Consider the following 16,961-nt stretch of genomic DNA (forward strand, 5'->3'; position numbering starts at 1 on the left):
GAAATAAGCTGAAATTCTCTAAAATTTATGGAGCAATTTTCGTGAATTCCTTCTTATTTCTCGGAGTTAAACATTTGTCCCAACCTCATTATACTGAAAAGTACCTGTCCAGTTTTTTTGCAGTTTGGATAACTAAATGTAAAAAAGTTGAACTGCTGTACTAAAGATTTAAGTATGTGTCGTAATTAAAAACAGAGTTAAGGTCAGAGCATTAGCTGTTTCTAGAATTTTTACAGCTAATTTGAATCCAGTTAGGGATGAAGTCAATGTTCTTTGCTGAGCTGCTCCTGTGTTGGCTCCGCATTTTTTGGATTAGAAGCCTAACTTAGTCTTAGGTTGATCGATACGCTAGAGAGAATGTCGGTGAAGAAGAATAATTAGATGCAAAAAATGGTAGAATCAAAAGTATCAGCTCTTATTTTTCATAAGAAGAATAAATTTTCAGAGATAAAATTTATTTATATAAAAGTTATATTAGTTTAAAAATAAATGAAAAAGATGAAGAAGGTTGTTTTTTCATTTCGAGAAAAATGATTGAAATAGAAAATAAACTATATAATAGTACATAAAATCTAATTCCAGCTGTTGTAAAAATATTCAGAACCAGAAAAAATCTTAGGACACAGCTGTTGCTTCCTGACACATAAAAGGATACATATTAGCATTTTTGAGAACTAATTCAATTTTTGAAAATCGCTATATAAATTTAAAGTTTTTTAATAACTTTTGGAGTAAAGAGTGTAATTTCAGACGTCATTTTGGTTTGCAGAAGAGTTTTTTTGAAGTATCATAGATGTGTCAGGATATAATCAGTATTGCAATTTTCCTTTTTTTATCATCAGATGAAATCAGTGTGAATACTCATCTTTATCCGTAAATCAATAGTAAAGATTGTTGTTATGTGGGAGGTTGTTTTTTTTGTTGTTATCATATTCCACACTATTTCCAATAGTTTGAATTGGAAATTTCAAATGAAAAGAGTAAATAATAAATATTTTAAACAGATGTATTTGATAGAAAAAATGCATCTATATAGAAAATAGAATACCTATTCAGTCTCTTTCTTCTCGTCAATTCTTTTGTTTATTTTCTTTCGCAGCTTCTCCAGTTCTTTCTCTTTTTTTTCCAGTTCCAACAAATCTTCGTCGATTTGGCGTTGTTTTTCAATTGGCTTGGAACGTATAAGAAAATTTATCGAGATTGCCACAAATGTTCCAATAAATGTGTCAAGAACCCGTTCAAATGCATAATAGACAGATTCACCCTGCGGCACACTTAATGCAATCATCAGCAATGTCGCGATTGCAGAGATAATTCCGGGGTTGTTGCCGATGCCGTCTGATAAAACAATAACAATGATAACCAGAAAAGGCAGGAAAAAGAGTTCAACCATAAAATCATTGGAGAAATATTTCAAGACAAAGAAGTATAATAGAGCAAGCATACCGCCAATCGAATTTCCGATTACCCGTGATTTGCCAAAAGCTAGGCTGGAAGTTAGATCCTGACGCAGGGAAAAAACGGCTGAAAGTGCTGCAATCATGGGACCTCCCCGATCAAAAATCTTGAATAATAAAATACATATCATAACTGCCAGAGCACTTTTCATTGTCCGCATGCCCAAACGGAATGGACCGATTACCATAATTTTCTCTCCTAAAAAAATATTTATTATTCCATGATAACCGAAATAGAGGTAAAATTACTAGTGATGAATTTTAGAATCAATAAATTTTTACGAGGAGATGTATAAATGAAAATAGGATTACGAACCGTTAAAACAGCTTTCAGCGCAGCTGTTTCAATTGTTTTAGCCTCCGGATTGGGTTTGCTGAATCCTGCTTCAGCTGGAATCATCTCCGTTTTAAGTGTGACAGCAACAAAGAGATCCTCGTTTTTAACAGGAATTTATCGGCTGCTTTCTTTGGCACTTGCTACAGGTATTGCTTTTTTATGTTTCTATATTTTGGGATTCACGCCTTGGGCATTTGGCATCTATCTGTTATTGTTCATTCCGGCGGCAGTTTCTTTGAATTTGTCTGACGGGATTGTAGTCAGTTCAGTACTCGTCACACATTATCTGATTGCTGGATACATAACTTGGGAATTGATAGCCAATGAATTTCTATTGATGATTATTGGAGTGGGAATGGCATTGCTGATGAACCTTTACATGCCGGATGTGGAAAAACGCTTAAAGGAGGATCAGGAAGTAATAGAAGCAGTTTTTAGAAAAATATTACATGATATGGCAATGTACTTAAATGAAAATCAGAAGGAGCGAAGTTTGTTTGCTCGCTGTGATGATTTGAAAAGCCTGATAAATGAAGGACAGGACTGGGCAAAAAATCATGCGGAAAATCAGCTGCTGTCCAAAGACAGTTACTATCTGGACTACTTTACTATGAGAAGAATTCAAAGTACCATTTTAAAGGATATGTTAAGACTGTTGGAACGTGTGATTGTCGAACCGGAGCAGGTTAAAAATATTCAGGAGCTTCTAGCCTATACCTCTCAAACATTTTCAGAAGCAAATGATGGTAGGGAAATATTGGACAGAATACGTGCAGTTTACGAAATTTACAGAGAAAAACCTCTTCCGGTGTCCAGGAAAGAATTTGAGAATAGAGCGGAGCTTTTCCAGTTTTTGCAGCTGTTTTATTCATTTATTGAAGTGAAGGAAGAATTTGCAAAGGATAACTTAAATAAAATCAATGGTAATAACCGGGAAGAAGGCTGAGCTTTTCGGAAAAGCTAAACGATGAGAAAAGTTTGAAAAGAAAATACACAGACATAAGGCGGAGTAGTATGGATGATTCTGCCTTTTTTTTATTAAAAAGAGTAAGCGGTCAGCCTCTTTTATGACAACCTTTATTTATAAAGATGGAAATGTTAGAATAGTTTTGTTAGTTGAAAGTATTTTTTGAAACATCAATTACCAGAAAAAAAGGGCTTTATGGAGATTCAAGGGGAGAATACAATGGAAATAAATGAAAAAGATTTTTTGCTGGAAAAAGCAAGACAGGCCGCAGACAGTCTTGGTGCATTTTTAGATCAGGAACAGGAAGCAACTGGCGGTTTAGCAAAATCAAATGACAGTCGAATCAAGAAGACAATTCTCAGAAAGCCTCAGGAGGACATGGTACACCTGAGGGCTGAGAGAAAAAAACTTCTGTAATAATAACTTGTAACTGATTTGAATCCGTTGTTAGATTGAGATATTTATCTAAAGTAAGACTCAAAAAGACACGGGAGAAGAATGCTGGAGCGCTCCAGCATTCTTCTCCCGTGTCTTTTTATGATTAGGGTGTGTCTGAAACCTATTGAGAATTGAAATTAAAAGTTGTTCCTACGCTTCTTCGAATGCTCGTCGCATGTCTTAGGGACATACGAGACATGCTATATGCACAGCCTCGATAAATATTCCTTGAATAGAGGCTCGCTCATCTAGGAGCATTAGCAGGATAGTATGCAATGCTCTGATTGAAAGCAATTTATTGGAATTTATTCCCAGTACAAAGGGATAGCTATACGTGTAGACAATATAACGAATGTGAGGATATAGTAACATTCCTTCTTTAAGCAGAATTAGCTCCTATCCATTTTTTCGAAAATATTCGCCGATAGAGTTTCCAAACAGATTCTAATTATTGTTGTGCCCATTTTTGCTGTATCTGATCCAATAAATCAATGGTATCGATTGTCATGAATAATGAGCGGTTTGGTTGATCCCCGCTAATAGCAGCAATCATGTTGCTTATTTCATAATTAAGTGCCTGACTGGTATCTCCTGACACAATCGTTTCTACTGTTCCGTCATTAAAATGTATTTTTGCAAGATCAGCTCTTGGATAGTCTTCAATAGTGATATAGGCATTTTCAAATGAAACAATCCCCACTTTAGGAGCTTTTGATTGAAAACTTAACGTTACTGCAGCCATTTCCTGTTTCTTATTTTGCAGAATGGTCACAGATTGTTCGTCAACTCCGGTAGAAAACGGCTGCATGACAGAGGCTGCCACAAAAGGCTGCTCTGTCATGAACCAGCGTGCAAAAGAAACAGCGTAGGTTCCGATGTCCAGCAGAGCGCCTCCAGCCAAGTCTGGATTAAAGAAGCGGTTCTTAGGATCTGGCTCTTTGTAACTTCCAAAAGGAGCCTGAATCATTTTTAGTTTTCCGAATTTTCCTGTATCAATCAGCCGCTTTAATTCAGTGTAAAGAGGCATGTTGAAAATCGTCATTGCTTCTGCGAGAATCAAATGTTTTTTTTCAGCAAGCTTTACTGCTTCCAGCAATTCTTCGCTGTTCATCGTAATTGCCTTTTCACATAGTACATGCTTTTCTGCCTTGAGAGCAGATAGAATATGTGCAATGTGCTGTTTGTTTGGAACCGATATATAAATAACATCAATGGTTTCATCTGCCAGCAGTTCCTCATAGGAGCCATAATAAGCAGGTATTTGATACGCTTCTGCGAAGTGTTTGGCTTTGTCAGCAGAACGTGAAGCAACTGCTTTTAAGACACTTTGTTCCTGTTGGAAGCCCGCAGCGAACTGATGGGCAATCTCGCCAAGACCAATGATCCCCCAGTTATAGTTTGTCAAGATAGTTTCCTCCTAAATTATTTGATTTCTTTTATTATACTAAATAAAAGAATGTCTACGAAAAGATTTAACGTTAAAAAAGAAAAAAGCTTTCTTTTTAATAATTAATAAGTGCTTTTTTTAGCCATTTTAAGTAAAATGAGAGAAGGAGGGATGAAGATGCATCAAGTATATGTAGATATTATTGTCAGTGCAATTATTGAACAGTTCTTTTCAGAAGAACATTTTTATTTGGAACATCTAAATATAGATAAGGATCAGTGGGAGAACTGGAAGAACGGCAGAGGAAATCTGAACAATGAGGATATGCAAAAAGTAAAGAGTCTTTTTACTGATTATGAGTGGATGCTCACTCAAAAAATTATGCGGCAAACGGTCTTATTTCCTGAAAAGCGGAATATTGCTGTCTCCGAATATAAACGGTTGAAAACAATGATAGCCAGAAAATGGATGAAAAGTGATGTTGGGCGGGCGGAGCTGCTTCCGTTTAACAATTCCATCCAGGATGATGAAGGCTTCATCAATTTAAAAGTGTCAATTGCTTATGGAGAATGGGGATTTGATGATATTATCACATTCCGATTGCCGTCTAAACTACAGCCGCAGCTTGAGGGATCAAAAGTTGAATTGCTGGATTGGATGGATGAAAATTTAATGGAAACCTACGTAATGGATTAGACTGGATTGATTCTGCAGAGAAAAACTGTTATAATTACTGACTTGTAAAGTAATGAGAGCTATTTGCCAAGACAGAGTAATCTGTGTACAGGAAAACAGTAAATAAAAAAGTAGGGATTTTATGAAAGTTAAAAGGGGTAAAAAAAGACAATTTCCTGTTATTTTGTTGGGGTTGTTGATTGTTACAGGAATATTTGTTTTTTCTTTTCGTATGTATTTTGGAGATGACATTGAAAAGACTATCAATACACAGGACAACGCATCTGTATCAAAGGAAGAATTTATTGATCGAATCAGGCCCCATGCTCAAGAGCTGCAGGCATCCTATGGTGTACTGCCAAGTATTATTATTGGGCAGGGAATCCTTGAATCGAACTGGGGGCAGAGCACACTCGCAGCTGAATACAACAATCTTTTCGGCATCAAGGCGTATGGTGATGAAGAGAAGGTCAATCTTGAAACCAAAGAGTACATAAATGAGTTGTGGGTGACAATCCAGGGGGACTTCAGGGTTTATGATACATGGGAGGAGTCAATGGACGATCACACACGTTTGTTTGTAAATGGTGTCACCTGGAATCCAAGACTCTATGAAAATGTTCTTTTAGCAAACAATTATAAAGAGGCTGCACAGGCATTGCAGTCAGCCGGTTATGCGACAGATCCGGATTATGCAGATAAAGTAATCCATGTAATTGAGAGTTATGAGCTTTACCAATACGATCAGTAGCTGAAGCAGTGAAAGGAAGTGCTGAGATGGAAAAAAAGTGGGTACCAGAGGTCATGACACTTTTGAAACAGGACATTATTAAAGTTCCAGAAGTAATCAATGAGGCGAGCGGTATTCTAATTTTCGGGAAAAAGATTCGTTCGATTATTTTTACAACAGATATATCAATTATCAGAAATACAAATGCTGATGCTGTTATCGCAGTCTATCCATTTACACCACATCCTGCAATTACCAAAAGTATCATTGAAGCTGCTGATATTCCTGTTTTTTCAGGAGTAGGCGGCGGGCTGACACAGGGGACACGCTCTGTATACATGAGTATGTTTGCAGAGGCGCAGGGCTCACTTGGTGTGGTGCTTAATGGACCAACGCCGATTGAGACAATCCAAAGTGTATGTGATGTGGTTGATATTCCTGTGATTAGTACTGTGACGTCAAAATACACCCCTCTGGATGATAAACTGAAGGCGGGCGTTTCTCTAATAAATATCAGTGCCGGTAAAGAGACGCCAGCCACTGTAAAATATTTTCGTGAAAAGTATCCAGAGCTGGGGATTATTGCCACTGGAGGACCTACAGAAGAAGTGATCGGAGAAACGATTAAGGCTGGGGCGAATGCTATCACTTATACGCCGCCGTCAAACGGTGAATTGTTCAGTAAGAAGATGCTGAAGTACCGTGAACAGGAAAAAAAAGATATGCTGTAAAATGATTGAATCAGGATGGGAGTAAAAGACTCCTGTCTTGATTTTTTCTTTTTAAGATCGGTCTGAAAATTTTTGAATGCTCGTCGCATGTCCAAAGGGCCTATGAGACATGCTGTATGCGAACGATAAGACGAAGAATATGGGACCATTCTTTCTTTAAACGGAATTCGCCTATATCTGCTTTTGAAAGGGCTTGCTTCAGGGGTTTTTAGACAGGCCCTAAATAAAAACTATTTTTTTATTCTCTTTTATAAGAAAATTCTAAGTATGGTTGTCTTGTATTTTAAATAAAATTGTGGATAATTGAATCTATTATATTTCTTAGTATGTATAGGGTCATAACAGGGGGCCGTTTCTGCCCAGTACCATAAATTCCGGACTATAAGCGAAGAAGTGAGTTCAATAACGCCCCCTTTTTTGCTTTGCAAACTTTTTTTAGTTTAGGAGGGACGATAGAAATGAAAGAATTAGTGGAAAGAATAAAAAAAGACGGGCATGTTCTAAGTAATGGCGTTTTGAAAGTAGACAGTTTTATTACCCATCAGGTGGATGCCGAGTTGATGGAACGAGTGGGGAAAAGGTTTGCTGAAGTTTTTGCAGATAAAGGAATAACCAAAGTAGTGACAATCGAAGCTTCGGGGATTGTTCCTGCTGTCTATGCAGCTCAGGCATTAAAGGTTCCAATGATTTTTGCCAGAAAAGCGAAGAGCCTGACGATGTCCGAAGAGCTGTTGACGTCCTCTGTCTATTCCTTTACAAAGCAGGTAACCAGCCAGATTTCCATTTCAAAAAAATTTTTAACTGGGGAAGATAAGGTTCTGATCATTGATGATTTCCTTGCCAACGGTCAGGCGGCAAAGGGACTGGTCGAATTGTGTCAGCAGGCAGGAGCCGAGGTATCAGGTATTGGTATTATTATTGAAAAATCTTTCCAAAGCGGGCGTGCGCTGTTAGAAGAAATGGGCTTAAATATTGTTTCTCTGGCACGGATTGCTTCTCTGGAAAATCAGCGTGTAGAATTTCTTGAGGAGGACGCATAAAAATGGCGTTGGATAAACAGCAAATTCGTTTAGCAGTGATAGATACAGAATGAAGTCTGAATAATATGAAGTTGTAAAGGCGAACATTTGATGAAAAAAGGATGATAATATTCGATATTTCTTTGACATGATTTCGTCCTGTTGCTAAAATGAAGAGGAGAAAAAGCCATAGAAAGGAATTTAATATGCCAACTGTAGTATCTGTGATTATGGGGAGTATTTCTGACTGGGAAACAATGAAGCTGACCTGTGATATTTTAGAAGAATTTCAGATTCCTTATGAAAAAAAAGTTGTTTCTGCTCATCGAACGCCTGACTATATGTTCCGTTTTGCTGAATCAGCCAGAGAACGTGGAATTAAAATCATTATCGCGGGGGCCGGCGGTGCTGCCCACCTGCCGGGAATGGTTGCAGCAAAAACCACACTTCCGGTTATTGGTGTTCCTGTGCAATCCAAAGCACTGAACGGCTTGGATTCGTTACTGTCAATCGTTCAAATGCCTGGGGGAGTCCCTGTTGCTACAACAGCAATAGGAAAAGCGGGTGCATCCAATGCTGGACTACTTGCAGTTCAGATGCTTTCCATGTATGATTTAGAGATAGCGAAAAAATTAGAAGAGCGACGTAAATCTCTTGAACAAATCGTGATGGAAAGTAGTGATGATCTTGAATAAGCCTGTATTACCGGGGGCTATGATTGGAATAGTCGGTGGAGGACAATTAGGCAAAATGATGGCCTTAAGTGCGAAGGAAATGGGGTTTCGTATTGCCGTATTGGACCCTACGGCTGATTGCCCGGCAGCACAAGTGGCGGATTGGCACTTATTGGCGGAGTATGATGATTTAGAAGCATTGGAAGAAATGGCCAATCATTCAGAAGTAATAACCTATGAATTTGAGAATGTAGATGTGGACAGTCTGGTTCATATTCAGGATAAAGTAGAGATTCCTCAGGGAACAGATCTGCTGGCAATTACTCAGGACAGGCTGTTGGAAAAAAGCTTTCTGGAATCCAATAATATTGTGATTGCTCCTTACGCAACAATTGTCAGCCCAACTGATATTCAAGATGCCATTGACGGCATTGGGTATCCGTGTGTGCTGAAAAATACTCGAGGCGGTTATGATGGAAAAGGGCAGTATGTGTTGTACAGTCCTTCAGATCTGGCACCGTCAATGAATTTGTTAAAAGAAGGAACCTGTGTTTTGGAGGCCTGGATTCCGTTTGAAAAGGAGATATCTGTTTTAGTTGCCGGAAATGGCACCGGAGATATTCAAACATTTCCTGTAGTAGAAAATATCCATAGAAATAATATTCTTCATGAAACGATTGCACCGGCAAGGGTGGATGAAGACGTGAAAGAAGAAGCACAACGAATTGCCCGATTAATCGCTGAAGAAATAAATTTGGCGGGAACACTGGCAGTGGAAATGTTCTTAACGAATAATGGTGGAATCTATGTAAATGAGCTGGCACCAAGACCTCATAATTCTGGACATTATACGCTCGAAGCTTGTTCTTTTAGCCAGTTTGATGCACATATTCGAGGGATCTGCGGCTGGTCAATTCCTGAGATCAAATTGCTGTCTGATGCAGTAATGGTGAATATTATGGGTGATGAAATTTATGAAACCATGGAATTTATTTCAGAAAAGCCTAACTGGCATTTTCATTATTACGGAAAGGCAAAGGCAAAACCTGGAAGAAAAATGGGACATATCACGATTCTGACAGAAAATTTATTTGATACATTAGAAGATATTTATCAAACCAGTATTTGGGATTAAGAAAGGATAATACAATGATCGATCGTTATTCAAGACCGCAAATGAAGAAAATTTGGACAGATGAAAATCGTTATCAGGCTTGGCTTGAAGTGGAAATATTAGCTGATGAAGCATGGGCAGAGCTTGGAGAGATTCCAAAGGACGATGTGAAAAAGATTCGGGAAAATGCCTCCTTTGAGGTAAAAAGAATTCTTGAAATAGAAGAATCTACCAGACATGATGTGGTTGCGTTCACCAGAGCAGTTTCTGAAACGCTGGGAGAAGAACGGAAATGGGTCCATTATGGTTTAACCAGTACAGATGTTGTAGATACAGCCTATGGATATTTGCTGAAACAGGCGAATGATATTTTAAGAGAAGATCTTAAAAATTTTGCTCAAATTATTGCTGACAAAGCAAAAGAGCACAAGTACACTGTTATGATGGGACGTACACATGGCGTTCATGCAGAACCGACTACCTTTGGCTTAAAACTGGCATTGTGGTATTCTGAAATGAAGAGGAATATCGAACGTTTCGAGCACGCCGCAAAAGGAGTGGAAGCAGGCAAAATCAGTGGTGCTGTCGGCACGTTTGCGAATATCCCTCCCTTTGTAGAAGAATATGTTTGCGGAAAATTGGGGATTCGACCACAGGAAATCTCTACACAAATACTTCCGCGGGATTTGCATGCTGAATACTTTTCTTCTATTGCTCTGATTGCCACCAGTATTGAGAAATTTGCGACAGAAATTCGCGGTCTTCAAAAGTCGGAAACAAGGGAAGTAGAAGAATTTTTTGCAAAGGGTCAGAAAGGTTCTTCTGCAATGCCGCATAAGCGTAATCCGATCGGTTCGGAAAATATGAGCGGGTTGGCTCGTGTGATTCGCGGACATATGGTAACAGCATATGAAAATGTTACGCTTTGGCACGAAAGAGATATTTCACATTCTTCAGCAGAACGGATTATTATGCCGGATGCAACGACTTTGCTGGATTATATGTTGAATCGCTTTGGCAATATTGTTAAGAACTTAACTGTATTTCCAGAGAATATGAAGAGGAATATGAATGCGACTTTTGGTTTGATATATAGTCAGCGTGTTCTGTTGAAGCTGATTGATCATGGAATGACGAGAGAAGAAGCATACGATTTAGTGCAGCCTAAAACAGCTTATGCCTGGGATCATCAAACAGACTTCCGTCCACTTTTAGATGAGGACGAAAAAATTACTTCAGTCTTAAGCAAGGAAGAACTAGATGATGCCTTTGACTATAATTATCATCTTAAAAATGTAGATACTATTTTTGAACGTGTAGGTTTATAGCCAATAATAGAAACAGAACCTCCTGAAATCCAAGCCGAATTCAGGAGGTTCTGTTTCCAGAAAAAACGTCACCGCAGATTTTCTATTCTGCGGTGACGTTTTTCATTTATGCTAATACTTCCTCCATGTGAAATGGTTTTTCCGGATTTTCCTGTAATGTTTGCAACAGGCATTCAATAAATGCATAACTGCATTCATGTTTAGCCAAATATACTTCAATACGGTAGCCATTTTTGAAAAAGTGCTGTTCATGTATTTGATTGATCATTAATTCTACTTGTTGGTCATTCACATAATTGAAACATCTTTTTCTTCTTTCAGAATATTTTTTTACACCTCTTTTAATATTCTTAAATGTATAATACGTATGATCCTGATTCATATGATGCACAGTTTTTAAGGCCAGCAGATCATTGTAAAGCCGTATCTTTTCTTTCTTCGTAAGTGATGCCAAGAAATCTTGAGCAATCGTTGTATAATCCTCTTGCATAATGAAGTCCTCCCTACAATCAAAGAAACGTTATCTATTTTTTCTACTGTCATTATTGACTTAAGAATACCATTGAACAAACGAATTGTAAATGCTTACTATTTGTTCTTAATAATTGATTATTCTTCATTTAACTGATCAATTTGCTTAAACACGAACAATTGTATATTAGATTGTGATTATTGTTCACATTTCATTGACTGTGTTTTGGGAACTTGTTAAAATATAGACAAAGTAACGGACGAACAATTTTGAATGTCATAGTAATAATATTTGGAAAGGAAGTACATCATTGTTGGAAAAGACAGAGTTAATTTACACAGGGAAGGCAAAAAGATTATTTACTACAAATCAGACAGGTCAAATATGGATCGAGTATCTTGACCAGGCGACGGCACTGAATGGTGTAAGAAAAGATGAGATTTTAGGGAAAGCCGAACTGAATAATCAGATTACTTCGCTGATATTTAAAGAGCTGGCTAAAAAGGATATTCCCAGTCATTTTATTAAACAGCTTTCCAAGACCGAACAATTGGTGGAGGCAGTAGCTATTATTCCTCTTGAAGTGGTTGTTCGTAATGTTGCAGCAGGAAGCTTTTCAAAAAAACTGGCTATTGAAGAAGGAACACAGCTGACCTTTCCAATTATCGAATTTTACTATAAAAAGGATGAGCTGGATGATCCTTTTATTAATGAGGACCACATAAAGTATCTGGAACTCGCAACTGATGAAGAACTGATTGCTCTCAAAGAAGCTGCACTAAAGGTGAATCAGGTATTAATTGAGCTTTTTGATCAAATAAATATACGGTTGATTGATTTCAAAATTGAGTTTGGACGAAAAGAGGACGGTACAATTCTGTTGGCAGATGAAATTTCTCCGGACACTTGCCGTTTATGGGACAAGACCACAAATGATCATCTCGATAAAGATGTCTACAGAAAAGAATTGGGCGAAATTGTACCAGTATACAAGGAAGTATTTTCACGATTAAAAAATAAATAAGTATAAAGGAGTTTATCGAATGTATTTTGTTAAAGTTTATGTAACTTATAAGGATTCTGTATTGGACCCTCAGGGAGAAGCGGTTAAGGGGGCTATTCATCGTTTAGGCTATGAGGAGATTGAAGAAGTTCGTATTGGAAAGTACTTTGAGATAAAAGTTGCTAAAACAGAAAAACCAATCGAAGAAGCAATTGAAACAATATGTGACCGTTTATTGGCCAATGTCAATATGGAAACGTATCGCTACGAAATTACGGAGGAAGCGTAACATGAAATTTGCAGTCATTGTTTTTCCAGGGTCAAACTGTGATATGGATATGCTGTGGGCGGTTAAAGATATTCTAGGAGCTGAAGCAGAGTATGTTCGCCATGATGCAGCCAGTCTTGAAGGCTTTGACGGAGTGCTGCTTCCAGGAGGCTTCTCATATGGCGACTACCTTCGCTGTGGAGCAATAGCCCGTTTTTCAAAAATTATTGACGAAGTTATTCGTTTTGCAGAAGAAGGAAAGCCGGTTTTTGGTACATGTAATGGTTTTCAAATTCTGACTGAAGCCGGACTGCTGCCTGGTGCATTGATTCGGAATCAGTCTCTTCATTTTGTCTGTAAAACAGTGGGGTTAAAAGTGGAAAATGCTCAAACCATGTTTACAACAGCTTATGAGAAGGGTGAAGTGATTCAAATTCCAGTAGCCCATGGTGAAGGAAACTATTATTGTGATGATGAAACACTTCAAAAATTGAAGGACAATAATCAGATTGTCTTTACTTACGCAGATGAAAATCCAAACGGAAGCCTGGAAAACATTGCAGGAATTATCAATGAGAAAGGAAATGTTCTGGGAATGATGCCTCACCCTGAACGGGCAGTGGAAAGTCTGCTTGGATCAGAAGATGGATTGCGTTTCTTCCAGTCCATTGTTACTAATTATGGAAAGGTGACGAATCAAGCATGATGACAATTAACGAACCGACTGCTCAGGAAATTAAAGAGAAAAGAATTTATGCGGAGTGGGGGCTGACTGACGAAGAATATCGCATGATTGAAGAAGATATTTTAGGCAGAATGCCAAACTACACTGAAACGGGTCTCTTTTCAGTTATGTGGAGTGAGCATTGTTCTTATAAGAATTCAAAGCCTGTTTTAAGAAAATTTCCTATTTCAGGCCCGCAGGTGATTCAGGGACCTGGAGAAGGTGCGGGAATTGTTGATATTGGAGATGGTCAGGCAGTCGCTTTTAAAGCCGAAAGTCACAATCATCCTTCGGCAGTTGAGCCTTATGAAGGTGCAGCAACAGGTGTTGGCGGGATTATTCGAGATATCTTCAGCATGGGAGCTCGTCCTATTGCTATTTTAGACTCTCTTCGTTTTGGTGAACTGGATGACCAGAGAACAAAGTATCTTCTTGAGGAAGTAGTCGCCGGTATCAGCGGATATGGAAATTGTATTGGAATTCCTACTGTTGGCGGTGAGGTCGCTTTTGATCCTTGTTATGAAGGAAATCCTCTGGTAAATGCGATGTGTGTGGGTCTGATTAACCATAAAGATATTCAAAAAGGTCAGGCAAAAGGTGTCGGCAATTCCATCATGTATGTAGGAGCTAAAACCGGGCGTGATGGTATTCATGGAGCAACCTTTGCTTCGGAAGAGTTCGTGGAGGGGGAAGAACAGCAGCGATCAGCCGTGCAGGTTGGTGATCCGTTTATGGAAAAGCTGCTTTTGGAAGCCTGTCTGGAACTGATTTTGGAGCATTCAGATATTTTAGTTGGGATTCAGGATATGGGGGCAGCGGGTTTGGTGTCTTCCAGCTCAGAAATGGCTTCAAAAGCCGGATCAGGGTTAAAACTCTATTTAGATGATGTTCCTCAGCGTGAAACTGGAATGATACCTTATGAAATGATGCTTTCGGAATCTCAGGAACGGATGCTGATCTGTATTGAGCAGGGACATGAAGAAGAAGTGATCGAGCTTTTCAAAAAGTATGATCTGGATGCAGTAACAATTGGTGAGGTAACAGATGATGGCTTATATCGTTTGTATCATCATGAAGTGGAAGTGGCCAATCTGCCGGTAGATGCATTGGCTGAAGATGCACCTGTTTATCAGAAAGAAAAGAAAGAGCCGGCTCGTATTCAAGAATTTGCGAATTTAGCAGACTTTGAACCGTCTGTGACAGACAGCAGCGAATTACTTCTGAAATTATTGCAGCAACCCACTATTGCTTCTAAAAAAATGATTTATCAAACCTACGATTCACAGGTAAGAACAAATACAGTTGTTTTGCCGGGAAGTGATGCAGCTGTTTTACGTGTAAGAGGAACGAATAAGGCGCTGGCAATGACAACAGACTGCAATGCCCGTTATCTTTACCTGAATCCGGAAGTTGGAGGACAAATTGCAGTCGCTGAAGCAGCAAGAAACATTGTTTGCTCCGGCGGTCAGCCGCTGGCAATCACAGACTGCTTAAATTATGGCTCACCGGATAAACCTGAAGGATTTTGGGAGCTGTGGACATCAGCTGATGGTATTGCGAAAGCCTGTGAGCTGTTGGATACACCGGTTATTTCCGGAAATGTATCTCTTTACAATGAAACGAATGGAAAGGCCATTTATCCAACACCAATGATTGGTATGGTTGGTTTAGTGAAAGATATTGCTCATGTGACTACGCAGGAATTTAAAAAGGCAGGAGATTTAATCTACATTGTAGGTGAAACGAAAGCAGACTTTAATGGGACTGAGCTTCAGAAAATGCAGCTTGGGCGTATTGAAGGGAAACTGATGGATTTTGATTTATCTGTAGAAAAAGAAAACCAGGATTTAGTACTGAATGCAATTCAACAGGGACTGGTAGCTAGTGCGCATGATTGTTCTGAAGGAGGTCTTGCAGTAGCTTTGGCTGAGTCCTGTTTCAAAAACGGATTTGGTATGGAAAGTACCATAACTATGCCTCAGTCTTGGCTGTTCTCAGAAACTCAGTCTCGCTTTGTTCTATCTGTTTCGCCTGAAAAACAAGAAGTCTTTGAAGAATTGATGGGCAGTAAAGCTGAAATGATTGGAACTGTTACCAACGATAATACGATGGTGATTCAGGCAGCTGATGGAAATCTGCAGGTAGATACTGCAACAGCCAAAGAATTATGGGAGGATGCCATTCCATGTCTTATGAAGTAAAAAGCCTAAATGAAGAATGCGGCATCTTTGGAGTCTGGGGGCACCCAGATGCCTCCCGGTTAACCTATTTCGGTCTTCACAGTCTTCAGCATAGGGGACAAGAAGGCGCAGGCATCGTTTCCAATGATAACGGGAAATTGAATGGACATAGAGATCTGGGGCTGCTCTCAGAGGTTTTTAAAGAGGATCGGATTATCGAAGAACTAAAAGGGGCTGCAGCAGTTGGTCATGTTCGCTATGCAACTGCGGGAAACGGCAGTGTAGATAATATTCAGCCGTTTCTGTTCAAATTTTATGATGGCTCAGTAGGACTTGCTCATAATGGGAATTTGACTAATGCAAAAAGTCTGCGGAAAAGTCTTGAAAAGGACGGAGCAATTTTTCACTCCAATTCTGATACAGAAATTCTGATGCATTTGATTAGAAGAAGTAAGCAGACAACATTTATTGAACAGCTGAAAGAAAGTCTGCGTCAGGTAAAGGGGGGATTTGCCTATCTTTTGATGACAGAGACAGCGATGATTGCGGCTTTAGATCCCAATGCCTTTCGACCTTTAGCGCTTGGAAAGATGAAAAACGGTGCTTATGTAGTTGCCAGTGAAACCTGTGCACTGGAAGTCAGCGGCGCGGCTTTTATTCGTGATGTGGAGCCGGGTGAGGTAATTATTATTGATGATCAGGGCTATCGTATTGAAAAATACACAGAAGATACGCAACATGCAATTTGTTCAATGGAATTTATTTACTTTGCACGTCCGGATTCAAATATTGCTGGAGTGAATGTTCACACTGCCCGAAAAAATATGGGGAAAATTCTAGCTGAAGAAGCACCTGTTGAAGCGGATATGGTGGTTGGTGTACCAAACTCCTCTTTGTCAGCTGCAAGTGGGTACGCAGAAGCCAGCGGGATTCCTTATGAAATGGGTCTGGTAAAAAATCAGTATATTGCTCGAACATTTATTCAGCCGACTCAGGAACTGAGAGAACAAGGTGTTCGGATGAAGCTGTCTGCTGTTCGAGGTGTAGTTGAAGGCAAGCGTGTCATCATGGTCGATGATTCTATTGTAAGAGGAACAACCAGTCGTCGGATAGTCCAGCTTCTGAAGGAAGCCGGAGCAAAAGAAGTTCACGTTCGAATTGCTTCACCCCCACTGAAATATCCCTGTTTTTACGGGATTGATATTCAAACAAGGAAAGAGCTGATTGCAGCAAATCATTCGATTGAAGAAATTCAGGAACTGATTACTGCAGATTCACTGAGCTTTCTAAGCGAAGAAGGGCTGATTAACGCAATTGGTTTAAACTATGATGCTCCTTATACAGGATTATGCATGGCATATTTTAATGGAGATTACCCAACACCGCTCTATGATTATGAAGAAACATATCTTGCTTCACTGGAAACAGAAAATGAGCGTTGATTAATGGGTCAACCG

General features: G+C 39.1%; 17 protein-coding genes and 1 riboswitch. Of the genes, 14 read left to right on the forward strand and 3 right to left on the reverse strand.

Annotated elements, in window-relative coordinates:
• Positions 1–1,048: 1,048 nt before the first annotated feature.
• Positions 1,049–1,645, reverse strand: a complete 597-nt coding sequence (locus LI954_RS09110) for an FUSC family protein (protein ID WP_202068304.1) — start codon at positions 1,643–1,645, stop codon at positions 1,049–1,051.
• 108 nt (positions 1,646–1,753) lie between these two features.
• Between LI954_RS09110 and LI954_RS09115 the strand changes: the two genes are divergently transcribed.
• Complete coding sequence (locus LI954_RS09115) at positions 1,754–2,740, forward strand: aromatic acid exporter family protein (protein ID WP_229444308.1); 987 nt, start codon at positions 1,754–1,756, stop codon at positions 2,738–2,740.
• Positions 2,741–2,980: 240 nt separating this feature from the next.
• Positions 2,981–3,178 (forward strand): hypothetical protein, encoded by a 198-nt coding sequence (locus LI954_RS09120; RefSeq protein ID WP_202068308.1) that lies wholly within the window; start codon positions 2,981–2,983, stop codon positions 3,176–3,178.
• Between the two features lie 469 nt (positions 3,179–3,647).
• Here the strand turns inward: LI954_RS09120 and LI954_RS09125 are convergent, their stop codons facing one another.
• Positions 3,648–4,604, reverse strand: a complete 957-nt coding sequence (locus tag LI954_RS09125) for a Gfo/Idh/MocA family protein (protein ID WP_229444309.1) — start codon at positions 4,602–4,604, stop codon at positions 3,648–3,650.
• A gap of 159 nt (positions 4,605–4,763) precedes the next feature.
• Between LI954_RS09125 and LI954_RS09130 the strand changes: the two genes are divergently transcribed.
• The 7 genes from LI954_RS09130 to purB all read left to right on the forward strand — a co-directional run bounded on the left by LI954_RS09130 (position 4,764) and on the right by purB (position 10,857).
• The gene (locus LI954_RS09130; RefSeq protein ID WP_202068312.1) at positions 4,764–5,282 is read left to right on the forward strand and encodes a hypothetical protein; all 519 of its coding nucleotides are present in this window, start codon (positions 4,764–4,766) and stop codon (positions 5,280–5,282) included.
• A 121-nt stretch (positions 5,283–5,403) separates the two neighbouring features.
• Entirely contained in the window at positions 5,404–6,012 is a 609-nt protein-coding gene (locus LI954_RS09135) for a glycoside hydrolase family 73 protein (RefSeq protein WP_202068314.1), read from the forward strand.
• 26 nt (positions 6,013–6,038) lie between these two features.
• Positions 6,039–6,722 (forward strand): hydrolase, encoded by a 684-nt coding sequence (locus LI954_RS09140; protein WP_202068316.1) that lies wholly within the window; start codon positions 6,039–6,041, stop codon positions 6,720–6,722.
• A 306-nt stretch (positions 6,723–7,028) separates the two neighbouring features.
• A riboswitch (purine riboswitch) is annotated at positions 7,029–7,124 on the forward strand.
• Positions 7,125–7,180: 56 nt separating this feature from the next.
• Positions 7,181–7,762, forward strand: coding sequence for a xanthine phosphoribosyltransferase (locus tag LI954_RS09145; RefSeq protein WP_229444310.1), 582 nt, complete (start codon positions 7,181–7,183; stop codon positions 7,760–7,762).
• A 185-nt stretch (positions 7,763–7,947) separates the two neighbouring features.
• Entirely contained in the window at positions 7,948–8,436 is a 489-nt protein-coding gene (purE, locus tag LI954_RS09150; RefSeq protein ID WP_202068320.1) for a 5-(carboxyamino)imidazole ribonucleotide mutase, read from the forward strand.
• The gene (gene purK, locus LI954_RS09155; protein ID WP_202068322.1) at positions 8,420–9,550 is read left to right on the forward strand and encodes a 5-(carboxyamino)imidazole ribonucleotide synthase; all 1,131 of its coding nucleotides are present in this window, start codon (positions 8,420–8,422) and stop codon (positions 9,548–9,550) included. The genes purE and purK overlap by 17 nt, the downstream gene beginning before the upstream one ends.
• Positions 9,551–9,564: 14 nt before the next feature.
• On the forward strand, positions 9,565–10,857 hold the full coding sequence (purB, locus tag LI954_RS09160) for an adenylosuccinate lyase (RefSeq protein WP_202068324.1): 1,293 nt from the start codon (positions 9,565–9,567) through the stop codon (positions 10,855–10,857).
• Positions 10,858–10,963: 106 nt separating this feature from the next.
• Here the strand turns inward: purB and LI954_RS09165 are convergent, their stop codons facing one another.
• A complete protein-coding gene (locus LI954_RS09165) occupies positions 10,964–11,347 on the reverse strand; it encodes a hypothetical protein (protein WP_229444311.1) in 384 nt (127 codons plus the stop codon).
• A 295-nt stretch (positions 11,348–11,642) separates the two neighbouring features.
• Here LI954_RS09165 and purC point away from each other — a divergent pair, with 295 nt between their 5' ends.
• The 5 genes from purC to purF are packed head-to-tail and all read left to right on the forward strand — an operon-like array spanning position 11,643 to position 16,946.
• Positions 11,643–12,353: a phosphoribosylaminoimidazolesuccinocarboxamide synthase gene (gene purC, locus LI954_RS09170; RefSeq protein ID WP_229444341.1), complete on the forward strand. Its 711-nt coding sequence runs from the start codon at positions 11,643–11,645 to the stop codon at positions 12,351–12,353.
• Positions 12,354–12,372: 19 nt separating this feature from the next.
• The gene (purS, locus tag LI954_RS09175) at positions 12,373–12,621 is read left to right on the forward strand and encodes a phosphoribosylformylglycinamidine synthase subunit PurS (protein ID WP_202068328.1); all 249 of its coding nucleotides are present in this window, start codon (positions 12,373–12,375) and stop codon (positions 12,619–12,621) included.
• A gap of 1 nt (position 12,622) precedes the next feature.
• Positions 12,623–13,306, forward strand: coding sequence for a phosphoribosylformylglycinamidine synthase subunit PurQ (gene purQ / locus LI954_RS09180; protein WP_202068330.1), 684 nt, complete (start codon positions 12,623–12,625; stop codon positions 13,304–13,306).
• The gene (purL, locus tag LI954_RS09185; protein WP_229444312.1) at positions 13,303–15,525 is read left to right on the forward strand and encodes a phosphoribosylformylglycinamidine synthase subunit PurL; all 2,223 of its coding nucleotides are present in this window, start codon (positions 13,303–13,305) and stop codon (positions 15,523–15,525) included. The genes purQ and purL overlap by 4 nt, the downstream gene beginning before the upstream one ends.
• The gene (purF, locus tag LI954_RS09190; protein WP_202068334.1) at positions 15,510–16,946 is read left to right on the forward strand and encodes an amidophosphoribosyltransferase; all 1,437 of its coding nucleotides are present in this window, start codon (positions 15,510–15,512) and stop codon (positions 16,944–16,946) included. The genes purL and purF overlap by 16 nt, the downstream gene beginning before the upstream one ends.
• The last annotated feature ends 15 nt before the right edge of the window (positions 16,947–16,961 follow it).

This window comes from Enterococcus sp. CWB-B31, assembly GCF_020567645.1.
Taxonomy (GTDB): Bacteria; Bacillota; Bacilli; order Lactobacillales; family Enterococcaceae; genus Enterococcus_L.

What these genes read in the sequence shown, in the direction of transcription:
- LI954_RS09110 (WP_202068304.1), bottom strand. Translation starts at nt 1,645, where the DNA reads ATGGTAATCGGTCCATTCCGTTTGGGCATGCGGACAATGAAAAGTGCT.
- LI954_RS09115 (WP_229444308.1), top strand. Translation starts at nt 1,754, where the DNA reads ATGAAAATAGGATTACGAACCGTTAAAACAGCTTTCAGCGCAGCTGTT.
- LI954_RS09120 (WP_202068308.1), top strand. Translation starts at nt 2,981, where the DNA reads ATGGAAATAAATGAAAAAGATTTTTTGCTGGAAAAAGCAAGACAGGCC.
- LI954_RS09130 (WP_202068312.1), top strand. Translation starts at nt 4,764, where the DNA reads ATGCATCAAGTATATGTAGATATTATTGTCAGTGCAATTATTGAACAG.
- LI954_RS09135 (WP_202068314.1), top strand. Translation starts at nt 5,404, where the DNA reads ATGAAAGTTAAAAGGGGTAAAAAAAGACAATTTCCTGTTATTTTGTTG.
- LI954_RS09140 (WP_202068316.1), top strand. Translation starts at nt 6,039, where the DNA reads ATGGAAAAAAAGTGGGTACCAGAGGTCATGACACTTTTGAAACAGGAC.
- LI954_RS09145 (WP_229444310.1), top strand. Translation starts at nt 7,181, where the DNA reads ATGAAAGAATTAGTGGAAAGAATAAAAAAAGACGGGCATGTTCTAAGT.
- purE (WP_202068320.1), top strand. Translation starts at nt 7,948, where the DNA reads ATGCCAACTGTAGTATCTGTGATTATGGGGAGTATTTCTGACTGGGAA.
- purB (WP_202068324.1), top strand. Translation starts at nt 9,565, where the DNA reads ATGATCGATCGTTATTCAAGACCGCAAATGAAGAAAATTTGGACAGAT.
- LI954_RS09165 (WP_229444311.1), bottom strand. Translation starts at nt 11,347, where the DNA reads ATGCAAGAGGATTATACAACGATTGCTCAAGATTTCTTGGCATCACTT.
- purS (WP_202068328.1), top strand. Translation starts at nt 12,373, where the DNA reads ATGTATTTTGTTAAAGTTTATGTAACTTATAAGGATTCTGTATTGGAC.
- purQ (WP_202068330.1), top strand. Translation starts at nt 12,623, where the DNA reads ATGAAATTTGCAGTCATTGTTTTTCCAGGGTCAAACTGTGATATGGAT.
- purL (WP_229444312.1), top strand. Translation starts at nt 13,303, where the DNA reads ATGATGACAATTAACGAACCGACTGCTCAGGAAATTAAAGAGAAAAGA.
- purF (WP_202068334.1), top strand. Translation starts at nt 15,510, where the DNA reads ATGTCTTATGAAGTAAAAAGCCTAAATGAAGAATGCGGCATCTTTGGA.